The organism is Methylobacterium sp. E-012 (assembly GCF_057836545.1).
Window position 1 is genome coordinate 21,289 of record NZ_JBYQEY010000009.1, and the last position, 17,662, is coordinate 38,950.

A 17,662-nucleotide genomic window follows, 5' to 3' on the forward strand; every position below is an offset into this window, starting at 1 on the left:
GTCCGGCAGTGTCTCTAGCCAATCACTAGCCAGACCAGCAGGAGCGCCACGACCGAGCCCGCGACTGCGACCCCCATCAGGAGCGGGCTTGGGAGCTGATCCGTAGTGTCGACGTCCTTACCCTGACGGTGCACCGGCCTATTGGTGGCTTGGTTGCTCGCCGAGCTGGTGTTCACGTCTGGATAGATACGCGGGCTCATAGGTTCTCCTGCCAGTAGGTGAGCGGGCAAGTGGCCCCCACTCTCATGAGAAACAAAATCAGAGCTGCTGGCCGCGCTTTGATGTGTCGCGGTGCTTCATGAAATCCCAGACCAGGTAGGCCGGGAACGGGATCATAATGGCGAAGAAAATCCAGTCGAACATCTGCGGCATAGCGCGAGTCTCCTGCGGTCTTTAAATCGCCAACTCGTATTAGGCTCGGTAGATCCGATCTCATTTTCTACAGCCCGACATCACCCAAGCGCAGCGCTCAGATCTCGTGCGCGTTCACTTCGCCAGCCTTTCGCCGCTGCGACGCGCCTTCGACGGCCTTGAGAATTTGTGCGGGGACACGGTGGGGAACATGCCTTCGGGGTTTCGATTGCCGAAGGACATCTATGGTGGGCTGAGTTGGAGAACGAGGCGCTCATGGTCCAACAGATCCCAGTCGGCTCAGTGGCCCGCGCTGATGATCCAGAGCGCGACGCATTACGTGATGACGCGACCCACGAGATCGCCCCGGACCTCGCCTATCGGCGACTTGCGATCGTCAACGTCGTTTTCCTTGGCCCGCCGAAGGCTGGAGATCGCGGCTGGGTTCTGATCGACGCCGGCATCCTGGGAACGAAGAATCTGATCAAAGACGCAGCTGAGGCTCGTTTTGGTCCGGGCGCTCGACCGTCCGCAATCGTCATGACTCATGGCCACTTTGACCATGTCGGGGTGCTGGAGGATTTGGCGGAGGAGTGGGATGCGCCGATCTACGCGCATCCCCTGGAGTTCCCGTACCTGGATGGCAGCGCTTCCTACCCGCCGGCTGACCCGAGCGTCGGAGGTGGGGCGATGGCGCGGCTTTCCCCCCTCTACCCGACGAAACCCGTCGACGTGTCGTCCCGTCTTTTAATGCTTCCCGCTGACGGTAGCATTCCGCCGATGGCCGGATGGCGCTGGATTCATACGCCAGGCCACGCCCCGGGACACGTCTCGTTCTGGCGCGAGGCTGACCGCACCCTGATCGTCGGCGACGCCTTCGTGACGACAGCACAGGAATCTGCCTACGCCGTCGCGACGCAGGAACCGGAGCTGCACGGTCCTCCGATGTATCTGACGATCGATTGGACAGCAGCGCGCGATTCGGTGCGGACGCTCGCTGCTCTGAAACCTGAGCGCGTCATCACCGGCCACGGCAGGCCGCTGCAGGGCCCTGAAATGCGCCGCGCGCTAGGTGCCCTCGCTGAGGACTTCGATCGCGTCGCGGTGCCGGAGCACGGTCGCTACGTGACGGACCCAGCTCGTCCTGAAGACGGATCTGCCTACCGGCGCCCGTGAAAAAGCGGGCGCTTCTTCCGTTCGTCATACCGTCCATCCCCATATCCTCACCGCATGGCTCGACCGCTTCCACCACCCGCGCGGATTCTCGTACGGTCTGATCGGTCAAGGTCGCCCGCCGCTTGTCGGCAGCCCTTCTTCGATTCCGCATCCACACCCTCCCTCTGTGGATCTCTCCTATCCGTGGGGTGAATCGTTTTGCACCCTATGCCTGCCGACGATGCCGGGGCAGCTTTTCCGAAAACGACACCGTGTCGCTTCTGCCCTCCCCGCCGAAGCCACTGCAGCCACTCCCGGCTGATGATCCGGACCACGTTTGGATCCGACTTCCGGCCCTGGTGGCGGCGCTCCTGGATGGTTAGCAGCCCGTCGCCCTCGGCCAGCCGGATCGCGGCCTGGGCGAGCCGCCGGCAGACGCCGGCCCGTGCTGCGATGGCGTCGATGCACAGCCCGCAGGCGCCGTTTTTGGCGACCTCGTCCCCGACGATCCGCAGGACCGCGAGCTGTCCGGTGGTGAACCGTGATCCGAGCGCGGGCGGCATCGGACCGGAGAAGGCCAGTCGGCGGCGGCGCTCGATGGCTACGGATCGTTCAGGGGCCCGCTGGGGGCGCCTCGGCGGGAACAGAGTCACGCGGCCGAGCGGGATACCGACGGGCGCCACGGCCTCGCGCACGGCGCTCCTGCGGTTGTGCAGCGCCTCGGCCAGCCCTTGGGCCTCGGCGTCGGTGACGGTCTCGGCGGCGTGAGCCTGCCAGATGGTGCGGGACAGGCTGTCGAGTTGCGGAAGCGTGCGCGCGCCCTCGATCGCCGACCGCATGGTGGCGTGAAACATCGTCCTCGGTCCCTCACGGGCCGCGGCTAGGGTCCAGGCAAAGCCTTCCCGTTGACGGAAGCGGGTTCCGTCTTGACTCCCGAGGGGAGTTCATGGCTTGTGAGGGGTATTCGGTACGGCCCTCACACGGCCCCAGGTTTTCAGCACCCTCGTCCTTGCCGGGACGGGGGTGTTGGCTTTTCAGGGTCTATCTCGCGGCGTTGCTCTCCTGAAACTGGCCGCGACTCGCCTGAGCGAGCCTAGCCGTGACCGCCCATGTCGGCCGGGCGGCACGGTTAAGTCAACGTTGCGGGGCGGATCGTCAGCGGGAACCGGCAGAGGCTCGATCAGTTTTCGCAACCGACTCAATCGGAGCGATAGCATGGCGACCACCGGCACCCCGCGGCCTCACCAGACCCGCAACGACACCGACTTGAACGCCAAGAAGGTCTCGATCGAAGCGCTCAACGCCCGATTAGCCGATGGCATCGACCTCGCGCTGGCGGTCAAGCAGGCCCACTGGAACCTCAAGGGCCCCTCGTTCATCGGCATTCATCTGATGCTCGACGGTTTCCGTACCGAACTCGACGACCTGAACGACAAGGTCGCTGAGCGCGCCGTGCAGCTTGGAGCCACAGCGCTCGGCTCGACGCAGGTCGTAGTGAAAGGCACGAAGCTGCCGCCGTACCCGACGGGCGTCTACGCGATTGCCGACCAGCTTGCCGCGCTGATCGACAGCTACGCCGCCTACGCCAACGCGGTGCGGGAGAACATCGACCAGACCGACGAGGCGGGCGACCCTGACACGGCCGACCTATTCACCGAAGTCTCGCGGGCGGTCGACAAGCAGCTGTGGTTCATCGAGGCCCACGTGCAGGAGCCCACCGGCGAGATGCGCGACGGGAACCAGGGTCGCTAAACGACCTCCCACGACCTTCAACCTAGCCCTCTGCCATGGCCTGAAGAAGTGCGGTGGGGCTGGGTTAGGGCAACTGCTGCCCGCATCTGGTTGATCGCCTCTTACTCTTCGGCTTCCAGCCGCCGACGAACGTAGCGTAGGGCTGGCGGACGGGAGGCCATGGCCGTCCTGAGAGCCCTGTGAAAAGCCGCCTGCGACCGTCGTAGCCATCCCTCAAACATGGGCGATCCCTTAGGTGAGGAAACCAAAAAAGGAGGGCAATCGTGCCGGTGTCATGGATTGAGGCGCTCGTCGCCATCAACCAAGAGATCGTTGCCTGCGATAGGCGCTTCCACCGTCAGTGCATTCTGGTGGCCCACTTGTCCGAGCATGGACAGGTTACAGCCGAGGAAGAACTACTGCTCGCTTCCTACATGACGAGCCTCACTCTGATCCGTGCGCACCGCGACGATCTCTTAGCTGATGCCCCGACCGACGCATGAACGCCTTTAATCCCGAACCCCTGGGGCCGGCTACGACCCTTCCGGACGTCAGGCCAGATCCATCCATAGATCTGATTTCTAGCAACAGCTGATGTTCTACGGTGGCGCATCCCCGAGGGCGCGTCGCCATCAGCCAATCTTCGTCGATGATCAGAGGGGCGCACTCGATCTCAGCAGGACCGTCGCGGCAACGCGAAGACAGCGAACACCTGTGATCAGGCGCCAATATCACGAGCTTGACAGTATCGTGTATTGCCATCAGCAAGACAGTCCCGTAGCCCGCTCGGGTACGAAGGACATCGCCGCTTGAGGAAACCGCTCGCCATTCGGATCGACGGAGAGGTCCTCGCCGCCGCGAAGCTGTGCGCTCGCCAGGACAACCGTACCCTAACCAACCTGATCGAAACTCTGTTGCGCGAGCGTATCGCGGCTTCAGCATCCGTCGCAGCTGATTGCATCTCAGCACAGGCGCCGACCCGAGGATCGACCCGTGCAGACTGATCCCACGCCGCGCGCCACTCTGCCGAAGGCGCCGACCGGCATCGACGGCTTTGACGATGTCACCTACGGCGGCCTCCCAGCTGGGCGTCCATCCCTCGTCTGTGGCGCTGCAGGCTGCGGCAAGACCCTGTTTGCCACCACCTTTTTGGTCAACGGCGCGACCCGGTTCAATGAGCCTGGCGTGTTCATGAGCTTCGAGGAGCGCGCCGAGGACCTCGCGGCCAACGTTGCGTCCCTGGGCTACGATCTCGATGGTCTGATCTCCGCCGGCAAGCTCGCCGTCGACCACGTCCGCGTCGAGCGTAGCGAGATCGAGGAGACCGGCGAGTACGATCTCGAAGGCCTGTTCATCCGTTTGGGCTTCGCGGTGGACAGCGTCGGCGCCAAGCGCGTGGTACTCGACACAATCGAGACCTTGTTCGCCGGCCTGAGCGACGCTGCAGTGCTGCGCTCCGAGCTGCGTCGGCTGTTCGGCTGGATCAAGGATCGCGGCCTCACCGCGATCATCACTGGCGAGCGCGGCGAAGGCCAGCTCACGCGCCAGGGTTTGGAGGAGTACGTCTCGGACTGTGTGGTGCTGCTCGACAATCGGGTCGAGGACCAGATCACCACCCGCCGCCTGCGTATCGTCAAGTACCGTGGCTCCGCTCATGGCACCAACGAGTACCCGTTCCTGATCGACCAGCAGGGTATCAGCGTCCTGCCGGTGACCGCGGCCGACCTGAGCTACGACATCTCCGATCAGGTGATCTCGACCGGCATCGACAGCCTCGACGCGATGTTCGGCCCCGGGGGCGTGTTCCGCGGCTCCAGCATACTGCTCTCCGGCTCGGCCGGCACCGGCAAGACCACGCTCGGCGCCCACCTCGTCGACGCAGCCTGCGGGCGCGGCGAACGCTGCCTCTCGTTTGTGTTTGAGGAGAGCGGCGAACAGATCTGCCGCAACGCCCGCTCAGTCGGGCTCAATCTTCAACGCCACGTCGCGACCGGCCTGTTGCGGTTCGAGGCGGCGCGCCCGAGCTTGTACGGGCTGGAGATGCATCTCGCCCGGATGCACCGGGACATCGAGCAGTTCCAGCCACAGCTCGTGGTGATCGATCCGATCTCGGCTCTGCGCGGCCCGGAGGTCGAACTGCAAGCGACGCTGCTGCGCATGGTCGACATGCTTAAGAGCAGGGGCATCACCGCGGTGTTCACCAGCCTGCGCACCGACGGCGCCTTCGGCCAAGCTGGCGATCTCGGCCTGTCCTCGCTGATGGACGTGTGGATCAAGCTCCAGGAGGTCGAGGCCAACGGCGAGCGCTCGCGCACGCTCTACGTGATCAAAGCCCGGGGCATGAGCCACTCGAACCAGGTGCGCGAGTTCCAGATGTCGGCCGTCGGGCTTAAGCTCGTCGACGCCTACATCGGCCCAGCCGGCGTGCTCACCGGCACCGCGCGGGTCGTACAGGAAGCCCTGGAAGAAGCCGACGCGCTGCGGCGCCGGCACGAGAATGAACGCCGCAAGCGCGAGGTGCTACGGCGGCGGCAGTTGATCGAGCGCCAGATCGCCGAGTTGCGTGCCAGCCTGGAGACGGCCGAGGATGAGGAGGCGCTGCTCGTCGACGAGGACGCCCGGCGCGAGACGCTGCTGACGGCCGAGCGCGTCGAGATCGGGCGCCGGCGGAGCGCCGCAGAATGACCGAGATCACCTCACCCTCCGGCGATCCAGTCTCCGAGGCCGACCTCGATCCCGGACAGTATCACCTGCGCCTGTACGTCGCCGGACAGACACAGAAGTCGATGGCCGCGCTGGCCAACCTCAAGCGGGTCTGTGAACAGCACCTCGCCGGTCGGTACGAGATCGAGGTGATCGATCTCCTCAAGAACCCGCAGCTCGCCGCCGGTGATCAGATCCTGGCGATCCCGACGCTGGTGCGCCGGTTGCCAGCACCGCTGAAGCGGATCATCGGCGACCTGTCCAACACCGAGAAAGTGTTGGTCGGGCTCGACATCCGCCCGCGTGGTCCCGCCACGACTGCCACATCTTGAGCCATGACGGGGCAGACGCGCCAAACCCGGCCGAGTACCAGCTGCGTCTGTTCATCGCCGGCACGAGCCCGCGCTCGCAGCGCACGATCGAGAACCTGCGCCGGATCTGCCGCAACCATCTCGCTGGTCGCTTCAGGCTGGCGATCATCGACATCTACCAGCAGCCGGAACTGGCTGAGGCCGATCAGGTCGTAGCCGCGCCGACCCTGCTGAAACTGACGCCCCTCCCGGTACGCCGGATCATCGGCGATCTCTCGGACGAGGGACGCGTGCTGCGCGGTCTCGGCATCTTCCCACCTCCCGGAGACGATGATGAGCCCGGCCTCTGAGGTCCCGCTCGATCCGCGCGACGCCCGCATCCGCGAGCTTGAGGCGCAACTCGAAGAGAAGGACGACACGCTCGCGGCGATCCGGCGCGGCGACTTCGACGCGATCGTCGTTGAGGGACCGAACCAGGAGCGGCTGGTCTACACGCTGGAGAATGCCGATCGACCCTACCGCGTGCTGATCGAGCAGATCCAGGAGGGCGCATTCACCCTCAGTACGGATGGGGCGCTGCTGTACTGCAACCCGGGGGTCGCGGCGATGCTCGGCGTTCCCCCGGATCAGCTGGTCGGGCAGCCGCTGCACGACTTCGTCGACCCACGTGAGCATCCGACTTTGACGCAGCTGCTCGTCGAGGCTGACGACAGTGGCAGCGCGCGGGGCGAGCTCTGCCTGCACACGACTGCCGGGGCGTACCTGCCGACCAATGTCTCGTTCAGCCGACTGCGCCGCGGCGATGGCGTTGCCCTGCTGTGCGGAGTGTTCACCGACCTGAGCGAGCAGCGGCAGCATTTACATGAACTGGCCGAGGCCAACGCTCAGTTGAAGGCGCAGGGCGAGCAGCGCGAGCGGGTCGAGGAAGCGCTGCGTCAGGCGCAGAAGATGGAAGCGATCGGCCAGCTCACAGGCGGCATCGCCCATGACTTCAACAACCTCTTGACGATCATCCGCTCGTCGACCGATCTACTGCGCCGGCCCGACCTCGCGGAAGAGCGCCGCCGCCGCTACGTCGACGCCATAACCGACACGGTCGATCGCGCCGCCAAACTCACCGGGCAGCTCCTGGCCTTTGCCCGGCGGCAGTCACTCAAACCGGAGGTGTTCGACGTCAACGAGCGAGTGCGGCACGTGACCGACATGCTCGGCACGATCGTCGGTGCCCGCGTGCGCATCGAGCGCGACCTTCACCCAGAGCCATGCTGCATCGAAGCGGACGTGAGCCAGTTCGAGACCGCCCTAGTCAACCTCGCGGTCAACGCCCGCGACGCGATGGACGGCGAGGGCACGCTGTCGTTGCGCATCCAGTGTGGAGCCGGGATGCCGGCGATCCGATCACATCGGGCCGATCCGGGTACCTACGTGGCGGTGTCGGTGAGCGACACCGGCTGCGGTATCGCCCCGGAGTTGGTGGAGCGGATCTTCGAGCCGTTTTTCACCACCAAGGAGGTGGGTAAAGGTACCGGCCTCGGCCTGTCCCAGGTGTTCGGCTTTGCCAAGCAGTCCGGCGGCAACGTCGGGGTCGAGAGCGCGACCGGACGGGGCACCACCTTCACGATTTACCTGCCGCACGCGCAGAACACGATCAGCGTGGTCGAACCGGAGGCGCTGCCGGCGCGCGGCGTCCAACGCGATAATGGGCGCGGACAGCGCATCTTGGTGGTCGAGGACAACGCCGAGGTGGGTGCGTTCTCGACGCAGCTGCTTCAGGACCTCGGCTACGTCACGACCTGGGCGGCGCGCGCCGACGAAGCGCTGTTGATCTTGTCCGAGCGGCGGGGCGAATTCGAGGTGGTGTTCTCGGACGTGGTCATGCCAGGCATGAACGGCGTCGAGATGGCACGCCAGATCCGCCGACTGTACCCGGGCCTACCGGTGGTGTTGACCAGCGGCTACAGCTACGTCCTAGCTGAGGACGGCCGGCACGGCTTCGAGCTGTTGCACAAGCCCTATGCGGTCGAGGAGCTCTCGCGCGTGCTGCGCAAGGTGATGACCCGACGGTCGCGCATCTCGACATCCCCGGCGTGATCCTTCGTTCAATCTAGTCCAACTTGCGCAGAGCTTGCACCAAGTACTCGACCTCGCCGTCCCGGAGACGGCGTGCAGACAATGAGCCCTTTAGCGTCCGGCTACGAAGCGCTTGCGGACGTCAAAAGGCTCGTGCGCTGGGATCGGCTTTCCACCCTAAGCAGACCTCGGCATCACGCTCGCTCCAGCAGGTCGACGAGCAGCGAGCCGGCCGCCGTAATAACGTTGCCCCGGCCGCGCCAGGGCAGGATCGTCGCCTCGGGCAGCAGCTTGGCCGCCACCTCCGGCAACGCAGTCTCAGGCGCCTCGGCCTCTCGGTCCTGGTCGTTCCCGCGCATGTAGACCACCTGCGAGCCGGTGGCGTTCTCAGGAGCGGCCAACGCTCGTCTTGACCTGCTGGAAGGCGACACCGACAAGCCAGGACCTCGGCTTGTGCGGTTCGAGGCAAACGGCGTCCCGGAGATGACGGCACCAGTGCGCTGAGGTCAGGCTGCGGTTCCCGCCCTTCAAGCGAGGCTTCGCGCCCTGTTGGAGCCCAAATCCAACCAGAACGGTAAGGGCAGAGGCGGATGAAAGCGCCGCCCTCCTCAGCCATAGCCGAGGGACTGGGACGGTATCGAGCCCCGCATCGTGTGATCAGATCGGGCGGCTGGCCCAGGGTGATCGACGTTGGCTCAGTGGTAGCTCACTGCTCCGAAGTCGGCCCTACCTCGGAGATCAGGCCAGCCGACAGCGCCTTTGTCAGCGCTCGCGCGATCACCTGCGTGATCGCTTCCGCCTCAACCGGCCCGACACGCTTGGTCGAGACCCGCCGATCAGGATCGCCGGTGAAGTAGACGTAGGCTGCGGACCGCCCAGCCGCATCAGTGATGCCGATGGCGCCGTTCAGCCGACGGATGCGCAGCGGGAGCGAGAGGCCGAGGTCGGTCATTCCTTCACCTCTGGTGACAGCAGGAGCCGCTACATCAACGAGATCGCGTCCTTGCGGCGGTAGGCTTCGAACGTCCCTCTCGGTTCCGCGGCCGTCCTAACTGTTGCCCCGCTTGGCGCTGAGATGCCGCTCGATCCAGGCCTGAGCCGCGTCCAGGTCCAAGAACAGGGGAGCACCGATCACTGCGGTCGGGCCGAAGCCAGCTTCCAAGAACCACAGGCCCACATCGGCACCGTGCTGGTCGGAGAGCCGAACCAGGACTGCCACGAGGAAGCCGTCCGCGAACACGAGTTGTCCGTTGCTGTCTTGACTGCTGGTGCGGACCCGCACCGGCTGAAGATGCAGGGTCATCCCGCCGCTCGCTTCCGCAAATGCAGGTAGGTCGCGTCGAACTCAGAGGCGCGGATCAGCTCATCCCACGCCTTCACCACCAGGGTGTGCCGGTGCAGCGTGATCAGCCCGCGACCGCGCATATCCCGCAACACGCGGTTGATGTGGACGGGCGTCATACCCGTGGCATCGGCGAGATCGGTCTGAGTGATCGGTAGGGGGCAGCGGTGGTCACCCGCCAGACCGACCGCCTCCTGCTTCAGGTACAATTCGCATAAGAGGTGCGCCAAGTGCTCGAATGCCGGGCGGCGCCCCATGGCGATCAACCATTCCCGGAAGATCGCCGCGTCGATCAGCGTGTCACGCCAAAGCGTGGCCGCGATACCCGGGAAGCGGTTCGTGAGGTCGTGCATGCTCTCGTGCGGGATGAACGCGACCGTTGACCGGGTCATCGTCCCGAGGTTGTGGTCCATCAGTGGGATGTGCAGGCTCTGCAAATCCGGGGTGTCGCCCGCAATGTGGAACGAGAAGATCTGGCGCCGTCCCTCGCTCAGGAACTTGTAGCGATAGGCCCAGCCTTCCAGGATGACACAGCACTGAGTCGCGAGGTCGCCCTCCCGCACGATGTCCTGTCGGGCCGGCAGGGCCCGCACCCGGACCGGCAGGCTCTCGATCGCATGCCGCTCCTTATCGGAGAGGCGGCTGACGCTCTCCAGCTTGCAAATGAGCGGATAGAGGGCGTGGGGAAGCTTCGAAGCCATCGTGGCGTCGCCTCGCGTTGCAGGCGGAAGCGCATGGCTCTTCCAGGCGGCAGCACCTGTTTCAAAACGGCTGCCGATTTATCACGTGTACAGCTCATGTCAGCGCCACATGCGATCCTGGGATAGGATTTCTCGCGATTGCCTTAGGGCTTCACGAGCAGGACGTTCACAGCCTTGGCGAGAACGTGGACGGTGTCGCCCTCCTTGAGGCCCAACGCCTCCACCGAGTCGATCGTCATCACCGAGACATCCGGTCGGTCGTGCCGACCAGTTCGACCTCGACTTAAGCCATCACGCCCCCGCGCTTGATCGCCGTCACCGTGGCGGGGATGTCGTTGCGGGCACCGTGCTTCGTGGGTCGTCCTTCTAAGGCCACTGACTCGGCCGGGTAGCTCAACCTACGCCAGAGCCACCGGCTTTTTGAGGCTCAGCGACCAACACAGAGAGCAGCAACGCGCTCAGCGAGCAGGTCGCTCGTAAGAGGTGCCTCAGGGTGATCGCGCCTCACCGCCGCTGAAGGCATCTCGGGGAATTCGGCTTCTTCCAGGTCTTGGACCAAGCCAAGGCCACCATGCGCCGTGATCGCCCGCATCCCCTCGGCGCCGTCATTGTTCGCGCCGCTGAGCACGATCCCGACGACACGCTGGCCGTAGGTTTTGGCCGCAGAGATAAACAGGGGATCGGCGGCCGGGCGGGCGAAGTGCATCTTGATCCCTCGATCCAGATGGATCGCACCGAAGCGCAACCGCATGTGGTGGTCGGGTGGCGCAACGTAGATATGGCCACGCTCGATCGCCTCCCCGTGGCGCGCGAAGGCTACCGGAAGATTGCCACGTTGGGTGAGGATGTCGGGGAGGCCGCTTCGATGTGTCCCGATGTGCTGGACGATGAACACGGAGGCGCGACACGTGCTGGGCAGAGCCTCGACGATCCGCAGGAGCGGACCGAGGCCACCGGCGGAGGTGGCGATGACGATGATTGGGCTCATCTCATTGGGACAATCACCGGGGCAGGCGACGGTTCGTTCTCTTGCGGCTGAACGTTCAAAGCGACGAAGAGGTGGCCCGACCCTGTAGTAGGCTGGCCGGGCGGCCACATCATCACGGCTCGCCCGGCCTCGCGCATCCCGACCACACCGCGGCTAGTGATGCGTACATGACGCCCTGCCCGCTCGTCCGTAAGCCTACATGTAGGCCTGTGGGCAGGCAGACAAAACCGCATCTCGGGATGTATCGAGAGCGGCACAGCGGACACAGACAGGCGATCTCGGCCGTGCTGAAAACGTGCAGACGATTCGACTCGTGGGCCTGTGGGCAGGCCCGCAACGCTGCAGGCAGTCACGACGACAGGTGGGGGTGCGGACGTGCGGACAATAGCCGTCATCAGTCAAAAGGGCGGCGTCGGAAAAAGCACCGTCGCGGTTCACCTCGCGGTGGCCGGGACGCTGGCGGGGTTCCGCACGGCGCTGGTCGACCTCGACCCGCAGGCCACGGCGCGGAAGTGGGGCGACAAGCGGCAGGCGCCGGAGCCCGAGGTTATCGGCGACCATGCCGAGCGGCTGCCGCAGCTCGCGGATGCGGCTCGCGCCAATGGGGCGGACCTCCTCGTGATCGACACGGCGCCCAACGCGGACCGGGCGTCGCTCGCCGCGGCTCGAACGGCCGACCTGATCCTGATCCCATGCCGGCCGGCGGCTTTCGACCTGGAAGCGATTGAGGCGACGCGAGACCTCGCGACCATCGCCAAGAAACCGGCATGGGTGGTGCTGTCCTCGGCGCCGACGCGCAGCGCGATCGTTGAGGAAGCACGGCGAGGGCTTGAGGGGCAGGGCGCGAAGGTGGCGCCGCAGGTGATCCATCAGCGTGTGGCCTACAGCTACGCGGTGATCGACGGCCGCAGCGCCTCCGAATATGAGCCCGACGGCAAGGCGGCCGAGGAGATAGCCGCGCTGTTTGCGTGGGCTCGCGTGCAAGTGGGCCTGCCGGCAGGTGGGCACGATGGCAAGCAGACGAGGGGGCAAGCGTGACGAAGCGGCCGAGCCTGTTCAGCGCGAAATCGGCGCCAGCGGCATCCGAGGCTGACGAGGCGCCCGCGGTCGACCCGGCTGCTGCGCCCTCCTCCGCAGCACCACCGGCGGCCGAACCTGCGGCGCGGTCCGCCTACCCCAAGGCCGCGACGCGCGCGGGCAAGCGGGTGGTGACGGCCTATGTCTCGCCCGAGGCGTTCCGGCAGCTCAAGCGGATCGCGGCTGACGAGGACGCCCAAGTGCAGGATCTGCTGACCGAAGGGCTGAACGCTGTGTTCGCGGCTCGCGGTCTGTCGCGGATCGCGTGAGGCCGGCTTGTCTCGCTGGCGTATGATCCTATCCAACTGGCAGGCGGTATTCAGCATCGCCGGGGTTCTGCTTGTCGCGCACCTTGCCTGGGCTGGCGCCTCGCGGAACGGGGGTGATCTCGCGCGATGCGGCGCGCTCTGGGCCGTGCTCTCGGGCCTGCTGATCGCTCGTCCAATCCTGCGGCTCGGCTACACGCGATGGTTTATCATCTCGCGTGGGGTGGATGACGGCAGCTTCGATCCCAGCCCGGCAGAAAAGGAAGAAGCCCGACAGGTCGCCATAGACGCCAAGCATGTCCAGATCTATGGCCCCGCGCTGCTAGTCGCCGGCACTCTGCTCTGGGGATACGGGGATCTCCTCGGCGCCTGGCTGCTCTCACTGGTGCCAAACTGACGGCGTGCCCGCCCGCCGGCTTGCGTCATTGTCTGCTTGTGGGCAGGCCCACAATCCGGCTCGCCGGCCTTGCCGCAATCCCGCATCCGCTGTAACTTTCGATAAACGTTATTCTCGAAAGTTTCAGTCGGGCGGGACCAAAGGCGCGTGATGAAATGAAGCCTCAGCTATCTTCGCCCGCCGATGCGTTCGCCCCGCTCCGCGACGCCGCGTCGAGCGCCGTGCGCAATCTCGGTCTGGGTCGTGGACCATAGGGACGGAGCATGGTCCTCCGGCGTCGCCAAGTTGGCCAGCGACCTCGCCGAGGCGGCTGATCTATGATGTCGACAGTCGTGGAGGACAGCATGTCGGATATGGACCTAAAGCGCGATGAGATCGCGGCCCACGTTGCAGCGGAACTCGGTCTCGGTCCTCTCGCGGGCCTGAGCCCGGAAGAGAGAGCCGCGGTGGACCAGCAAACCGCCGAGACGATCGAAGGGTGTGATCCGACCTCGCCCGAGGGGACCGACTGCTCGGATGCTGGTCGTCAGATGCGCAAGCTGCTCGGCGAGTATCGCGCCCTAGCGACGCTGCACGCCGACGAGGGCAACGTGCGCTTGGCAGAGCAGGGCGAGGTGTTCGCTCCGGAAGACGATGCCTGACAACCTGCTCATCGAGACGCTGGCTATCGATGCCGGTCTGCCCGCCGAGGCCGCTGCGATCGTCCGGGCCTACCAGAAGGCCAGCAAGGCGGACTCGACCGTTCGGGCCTACAAGTCCGATGCCCGCGTGTTCCAGGATTGGTGTGCCCGGTACGGGTTCCGGTCCCTGCCGGCGAGCCCTGAGGCCGTGGCGGGCTTCATCGTTTCGGAAGCGGAGGACCGCCGCGCTGCCTCGACGCTCGGCCGCAGGCTCGCCGCGATCCGGTACGCACACAAGCTGGCCGGCGTCGTCGATCCGACAGATGATGAAGGTGTGCGCGCCGCCATGAAGGGCGCCCGGCGCAAGGTAGGCGTTGCCCCGACGCAGAAGGTGGCCGCAACCGCGGAGATCCTGGCTGCTCTCCTGATGCGGACGCCCGACAGTCTGACGGGCAAGCGGGATCGGGCATTGCTGGCGCTCGCCTTCGCGGGCGCGTTCCGGCGCTCCGAACTGGTGGCGCTCGATGTCGAGGACCTGCGCGAGGATCCCGAGGGCCTTCGCGTCATGGTCCGCCGAAGCAAGGTCGACCAAGAGGGCAGGGGCTTTGAAAAGGCCATCCCGCACGGCCGGTTCATCCGACCGGTAGCCCTGGTGCGCGAGTGGCTGGACGCGACCGGCATCGTCTCGGGCCCGGTGTTCCGGCCGGTGTCGCGATCGGGCAACGTGCGCAAAACGGAAACTGTTTCCGGTTTGCCGCCTCGCCTCACGACGCAGGCCGTAGCCGACATCATCAAGCGGTATTGCGCCGCCGCTGGCCTCGACGCCACGACGTTCGGGGCGCACAGCCTGCGGGCTGGCTACATCACGACGGCCGCCGAGCGCGGGGCGGATCTCGCCCGCATCATGGATCAGTCGGGCCACCGGGACCCGCGGACGGTCGTCGGGTACATTCGCCGAGCCAACGCCTTCAAGGGGCACAGCGGGAGCGGGTTCTTATAGTAAGGCGGCATTCAAAAGCCGAGTTATTGTCAAGCTCGCAGCGTTGAAGCCGTTCGGGCCAACGCCAATCCTGAGCTGGTACATGTGTCCATCGATCCGCCGGCAGAGGAGCCAGGCCCTGGAAGGGATGAGATTGCACGACATCGCTCGCCTCGTGCCTTTCCACTTCGTTTATGGGTCGTTCCGGCCATGGAGCCACCAAAGACGGTATCGCCAGCCAGGGTTGAAAAGTCCTAGTCGATCGATAGTCTAGATCAATGTTGTCCTCTCGGAAAGAGCACAACACTTTACAGCCGTAGTTAATCAGCCGAAAAGCGCAAAAACCAGCAGTCATCAAGATGGCGACAACGGCGATGATGCGGCTGCGGTTTCCCACATGCATTGATCTTGCCAGCCTGGTAGGCTCTAAATTGCCAAGGCAAATGCCTTTGTGACGTGATCTTTTTTTGCAGGGTAAAGGCTAGGCATTCTGACAATTTCATTGAGCCAATAAGCTGTTAATTCGGTTATAGCAAAATAAATACCGTCATCTCAATAAGGCTCATTAATCACAGAAACAAAGCTCACGCCAAGGCGCACACGTCCGCGGGTAGTTCGACTCTCTAGCTACCGAGACCACAGCAGTGGTTGAGGTTATATCCCCTAAGCAAACCTAAGATATATCGAGCTGATACAATGCTTCCTGTGGATGATTTCTGATTAATTAAAATTGTACATATGCTTGTTACCTAATGATAGCTAGATAGTATATATGCCAGCACGTAGCCGAAACCAAGATATTAAATCCATCATTGTCGAAGACATTCAGAGGCTGCCGGATTGAATTCTCTGGAAAGAGGCATATGTGCCAAATACAGGTGCAAATATCACCCATATAAGCCCATTAAGGGTCATATCGGTCTGCGATATGACCCCTCTGCTGCTCCTGGGTGGCGCGACCCTCGGTGGCCTCGCCGCAACGTTTGCATTGCTCGGCTGGACGTACTTGCGCAGAAAGCGTGTAACTGGGCCTACCAATTCTATTCGCCAGTAGATTGTCGGAGAGGACGGATATGTCCAGATCAACTGGCCTCTTCTACAAATCGCTTCTTCTGGCGACCGCAGCCACCATTTTTCCCAACGCTCCAGCAAGCGCGCAGCCCCCACCGCCAAGCACTGGACGATTCGCTCCAACATCCGAGCCACCGGGTTCGCAAGCGCGTCCACCTTCACCAGACTCTACCCCCGCGACTCGATCCTACAATTCTGTCGATGCTGATCATCGGGAGGCTTACGGCCGCGCCAGTGCTGAGAAGAGCGAGGTGCGGTTCGGTCTGATCGCTCCATTCTCGGGTGCGAACAAGGAGTTCGGTCACCAACTCGCGATCGGAGTCGAGACTGCGTTCAACGCCGCGAACGACGCTGGAGGCATCGGTGCTTACCGCCTCAAACTCGTTACGGCCGACGACGGGTACGAGCCGTCACGGACACCGGACCTTGTCAGGCGCATGGCCGAGAAGGACGCGGTCGTAGGCTTCGTCGGGAACTTCGGCACTCCGACCGCCGCGGCCGTCCTACCTTGGGTACTCGACCACAAGCTCCTGTTCTTCGGCGCCTATACCGGGTCGGACCTCGTCCGTGCTGTGCCACCGGACCGCTACGTCTTCAACTACCGGCCGAGCTACGCCGAGGAGACCGAGGCTGTCGTGCGTTACCTCGTGAACGTGCGTGGGCTGAAGCCGCGCGACATCGTGGTGTTCGCGCAGGACGATCCGTTCGGTGAGGCAGGGTATGCGGGAGTGGTGAAGGCCCTGCGCACGCTGCAGGGGCATTACGAGCAGCCGCCTCAGAAGCTCACGTACAAGCGCAATACGATCGACGTGGCCGAAGCAGTCGCGGCTCTGCGAGCGCGCAAGAGCCAGCCGAAGGCGGTGGTGATGGTGGCGCTTTATCGGCCAGCGGCTGAGTTCATCAAACTGACGCGCCAGCTCTATCCGCACATGATCTACACCGACGTGTCGGCCGTTGGCGCTACGGCTCTGGCTGAGGAGCTTGCGCTGGCGGGGCACAAGATGGGTGAGGGTGTCCTAGTCACCCAGGTGGTGCCTGCCGTGGGCGGATACTCGAAAGCTGTTCTCGACTTTAAAGCGCAGCTGGCCAAGTACTTCCCCGGTGAACAGCCCGACTATGTGTCGTTAGAGGCGTATATCGACGCAAAAATTCTCATTGAGGCGGTCAGGGGTATTGCTGCGACTCCGGGAGCGAAGATCGACGGAGAGCGGTTATCTGACGCACTGGAAGCTTTAGGCAACCTTGATATTGGCCTCGGGACGACGTTGAAGTTCGGACCGAGCGATCATCAGGCTTCACACATGATCTGGGGAACGCAGCTCGACGAGAGCGGAAAGTTCCTCGCCGTGGGCCTGCAGTAGCTATGTGAAAATTCAAGGTGAAGGCGGTCTTTGTCACCGGGCCATCCTCATCCACTTTTGGGACGGGAGGGTAGTAGGTCGGCGCGTGTATGGGAGTTGCGTATGTCGAACGACGAGGATCAGCGCCGAGATGAGCAGAGGCCGTCATCGGTTGGCCCAGGTGATAGATCGCCCATCCGTAGCAAGCGGCGAAAAGAGCGCCGCGAGTCTGAGCGTGACTTGGCTATCGATATAGTTGACCGCCTTGAACAGGTCCTGCGTGATCTGTTCAAGTGACGCATCATAGGGGTTGACTTGGTTCGAGTAGCTTAAGCCTCAGGGGCGTATTTGGCATTCCTCGGCCGACCACTGCGCTTCGGCTTATCGGAGACGGTCTCAGCAGGCTCAGCAACCTTCGGAGCTGCCTCCCTGCGCTTCTGGCCCAGCCCGAAACTGTGAGCGAGCGCCGAGCGCTGCGCCGAGTAGCTGGCGGCCGTTGAGGGGTAGTCCCGCGGCAACCCGAAGCGCTCGCGGTACTGCTCGATCGTCATCCCGGCGCC

20 protein-coding genes are annotated in these 17,662 nt (G+C 64.2%); 13 read left to right on the plus strand and 7 right to left on the minus strand.

Annotated features, from left to right (window positions below):
* Window positions 1-627: 627 nt before the first annotated feature.
* A complete protein-coding gene (locus tag AC3IF1_RS30990) occupies window positions 628-1,527 on the plus strand; it encodes an MBL fold metallo-hydrolase (protein WP_489220919.1) in 900 nt (299 codons plus the stop codon).
* A gap of 47 nt (window positions 1,528-1,574) precedes the next feature.
* Here AC3IF1_RS30990 and AC3IF1_RS30995 read toward each other — a convergent pair whose 3' ends face one another.
* On the minus strand, window positions 1,575-2,360 hold the full coding sequence (locus AC3IF1_RS30995; RefSeq protein ID WP_489220920.1) for a hypothetical protein: 786 nt from the start codon (window positions 2,358-2,360) through the stop codon (window positions 1,575-1,577).
* A gap of 361 nt (window positions 2,361-2,721) precedes the next feature.
* On the opposite strand from AC3IF1_RS30995, the gene dps reads away from it, so the two are divergent.
* The 6 genes from dps (at window position 2,722) to AC3IF1_RS31025 (ending at window position 8,342) form a co-directional block, all read left to right on the plus strand.
* Window positions 2,722-3,258 carry a DNA starvation/stationary phase protection protein Dps gene (dps, locus tag AC3IF1_RS31000; RefSeq protein WP_489220921.1) on the plus strand — a complete coding sequence of 179 codons (537 nt, stop codon included), beginning with the start codon at window positions 2,722-2,724 and terminating at the stop codon, window positions 3,256-3,258.
* Window positions 3,259-3,521: 263 nt separating this feature from the next.
* A complete protein-coding gene (locus tag AC3IF1_RS31005) occupies window positions 3,522-3,740 on the plus strand; it encodes a hypothetical protein (protein ID WP_489220922.1) in 219 nt (72 codons plus the stop codon).
* A gap of 490 nt (window positions 3,741-4,230) precedes the next feature.
* Window positions 4,231-5,922, plus strand: a complete 1,692-nt coding sequence (kaiC, locus tag AC3IF1_RS31010; protein WP_489220923.1) for a circadian clock protein KaiC — start codon at window positions 4,231-4,233, stop codon at window positions 5,920-5,922.
* Window positions 5,919-6,272, plus strand: coding sequence for a circadian clock KaiB family protein (locus tag AC3IF1_RS31015; protein WP_489220924.1), 354 nt, complete (start codon window positions 5,919-5,921; stop codon window positions 6,270-6,272). Before kaiC ends, AC3IF1_RS31015 begins: the two co-directional genes overlap by 4 nt.
* Entirely contained in the window at window positions 6,269-6,601 is a 333-nt protein-coding gene (locus tag AC3IF1_RS31020; RefSeq protein WP_489220925.1) for a circadian clock KaiB family protein, read from the plus strand. Before AC3IF1_RS31015 ends, AC3IF1_RS31020 begins: the two co-directional genes overlap by 4 nt.
* Window positions 6,582-8,342, plus strand: coding sequence for an ATP-binding protein (locus AC3IF1_RS31025; RefSeq protein ID WP_489220926.1), 1,761 nt, complete (start codon window positions 6,582-6,584; stop codon window positions 8,340-8,342). Before AC3IF1_RS31020 ends, AC3IF1_RS31025 begins: the two co-directional genes overlap by 20 nt.
* Window positions 8,343-8,515: 173 nt before the next feature.
* Here AC3IF1_RS31025 and AC3IF1_RS31030 read toward each other — a convergent pair whose 3' ends face one another.
* The 5 genes from AC3IF1_RS31030 to AC3IF1_RS31050 all read right to left on the minus strand — a co-directional run bounded on the left by AC3IF1_RS31030 (window position 8,516) and on the right by AC3IF1_RS31050 (window position 11,352).
* Entirely contained in the window at window positions 8,516-8,722 is a 207-nt protein-coding gene (locus AC3IF1_RS31030) for a hypothetical protein (RefSeq protein ID WP_489220927.1), read from the minus strand.
* Between the two features lie 305 nt (window positions 8,723-9,027).
* Window positions 9,028-9,273: a hypothetical protein gene (locus tag AC3IF1_RS31035; RefSeq protein ID WP_489220928.1), complete on the minus strand. Its 246-nt coding sequence runs from the start codon at window positions 9,271-9,273 to the stop codon at window positions 9,028-9,030.
* Window positions 9,274-9,369: 96 nt separating this feature from the next.
* Window positions 9,370-9,624, minus strand: a complete 255-nt coding sequence (locus AC3IF1_RS31040) for a hypothetical protein (protein ID WP_489220929.1) — start codon at window positions 9,622-9,624, stop codon at window positions 9,370-9,372.
* Window positions 9,621-10,364, minus strand: a complete 744-nt coding sequence (locus tag AC3IF1_RS31045; RefSeq protein ID WP_489220930.1) for a Crp/Fnr family transcriptional regulator — start codon at window positions 10,362-10,364, stop codon at window positions 9,621-9,623. The genes AC3IF1_RS31040 and AC3IF1_RS31045 overlap by 4 nt, the downstream gene beginning before the upstream one ends.
* Window positions 10,365-10,791: 427 nt before the next feature.
* Window positions 10,792-11,352, minus strand: coding sequence for a chemotaxis protein CheB (locus tag AC3IF1_RS31050; protein ID WP_489220931.1), 561 nt, complete (start codon window positions 11,350-11,352; stop codon window positions 10,792-10,794).
* Window positions 11,353-11,727: 375 nt separating this feature from the next.
* Here AC3IF1_RS31050 and parA point away from each other — a divergent pair, with 375 nt between their 5' ends.
* From parA to AC3IF1_RS31080, 6 genes are all read left to right on the plus strand, one after another.
* Entirely contained in the window at window positions 11,728-12,390 is a 663-nt protein-coding gene (gene parA, locus AC3IF1_RS31055; RefSeq protein ID WP_489220932.1) for a ParA family partition ATPase, read from the plus strand.
* Window positions 12,387-12,698 carry a ribbon-helix-helix domain-containing protein gene (locus AC3IF1_RS31060; RefSeq protein ID WP_489220933.1) on the plus strand — a complete coding sequence of 104 codons (312 nt, stop codon included), beginning with the start codon at window positions 12,387-12,389 and terminating at the stop codon, window positions 12,696-12,698. Before parA ends, AC3IF1_RS31060 begins: the two co-directional genes overlap by 4 nt.
* A gap of 22 nt (window positions 12,699-12,720) precedes the next feature.
* Window positions 12,721-13,092: a hypothetical protein gene (locus tag AC3IF1_RS31065; protein WP_489220934.1), complete on the plus strand. Its 372-nt coding sequence runs from the start codon at window positions 12,721-12,723 to the stop codon at window positions 13,090-13,092.
* Window positions 13,093-13,436: 344 nt separating this feature from the next.
* A complete protein-coding gene (locus AC3IF1_RS31070; protein WP_489220935.1) occupies window positions 13,437-13,733 on the plus strand; it encodes a hypothetical protein in 297 nt (98 codons plus the stop codon).
* Window positions 13,734-13,920: 187 nt separating this feature from the next.
* A complete protein-coding gene (locus tag AC3IF1_RS31075) occupies window positions 13,921-14,712 on the plus strand; it encodes a site-specific integrase (RefSeq protein ID WP_489220936.1) in 792 nt (263 codons plus the stop codon).
* 1,301 nt (window positions 14,713-16,013) lie between these two features.
* Window positions 16,014-17,123: an ABC transporter substrate-binding protein gene (locus AC3IF1_RS31080; RefSeq protein WP_243965286.1), complete on the plus strand. Its 1,110-nt coding sequence runs from the start codon at window positions 16,014-16,016 to the stop codon at window positions 17,121-17,123.
* A 308-nt stretch (window positions 17,124-17,431) separates the two neighbouring features.
* On the opposite strand, the gene AC3IF1_RS31085 is transcribed toward AC3IF1_RS31080, so the two are convergent.
* Window positions 17,432-17,662, minus strand: a 231-nt coding sequence (locus AC3IF1_RS31085; protein ID WP_489220937.1) for a MucR family transcriptional regulator, incomplete at its 5' end; no start/stop codon positions are given.

What these genes read in the sequence shown, in the direction of transcription:
- AC3IF1_RS31050 (WP_489220931.1), bottom strand. Translation starts at nt 11,352, where the DNA reads ATGAGCCCAATCATCGTCATCGCCACCTCCGCCGGTGGCCTCGGTCCG.
- AC3IF1_RS31025 (WP_489220926.1), top strand. Translation starts at nt 6,582, where the DNA reads ATGATGAGCCCGGCCTCTGAGGTCCCGCTCGATCCGCGCGACGCCCGC.
- AC3IF1_RS30995 (WP_489220920.1), bottom strand. Translation starts at nt 2,360, where the DNA reads ATGTTTCACGCCACCATGCGGTCGGCGATCGAGGGCGCGCGCACGCTT.
- AC3IF1_RS31035 (WP_489220928.1), bottom strand. Translation starts at nt 9,273, where the DNA reads ATGACCGACCTCGGCCTCTCGCTCCCGCTGCGCATCCGTCGGCTGAAC.
- AC3IF1_RS30990 (WP_489220919.1), top strand. Translation starts at nt 628, where the DNA reads ATGGTCCAACAGATCCCAGTCGGCTCAGTGGCCCGCGCTGATGATCCA.
- AC3IF1_RS31040 (WP_489220929.1), bottom strand. Translation starts at nt 9,624, where the DNA reads ATGACCCTGCATCTTCAGCCGGTGCGGGTCCGCACCAGCAGTCAAGAC.
- AC3IF1_RS31015 (WP_489220924.1), top strand. Translation starts at nt 5,919, where the DNA reads ATGACCGAGATCACCTCACCCTCCGGCGATCCAGTCTCCGAGGCCGAC.
- AC3IF1_RS31045 (WP_489220930.1), bottom strand. Translation starts at nt 10,364, where the DNA reads ATGGCTTCGAAGCTTCCCCACGCCCTCTATCCGCTCATTTGCAAGCTG.
- AC3IF1_RS31070 (WP_489220935.1), top strand. Translation starts at nt 13,437, where the DNA reads ATGTCGGATATGGACCTAAAGCGCGATGAGATCGCGGCCCACGTTGCA.
- AC3IF1_RS31065 (WP_489220934.1), top strand. Translation starts at nt 12,721, where the DNA reads ATGATCCTATCCAACTGGCAGGCGGTATTCAGCATCGCCGGGGTTCTG.
- dps (WP_489220921.1), top strand. Translation starts at nt 2,722, where the DNA reads ATGGCGACCACCGGCACCCCGCGGCCTCACCAGACCCGCAACGACACC.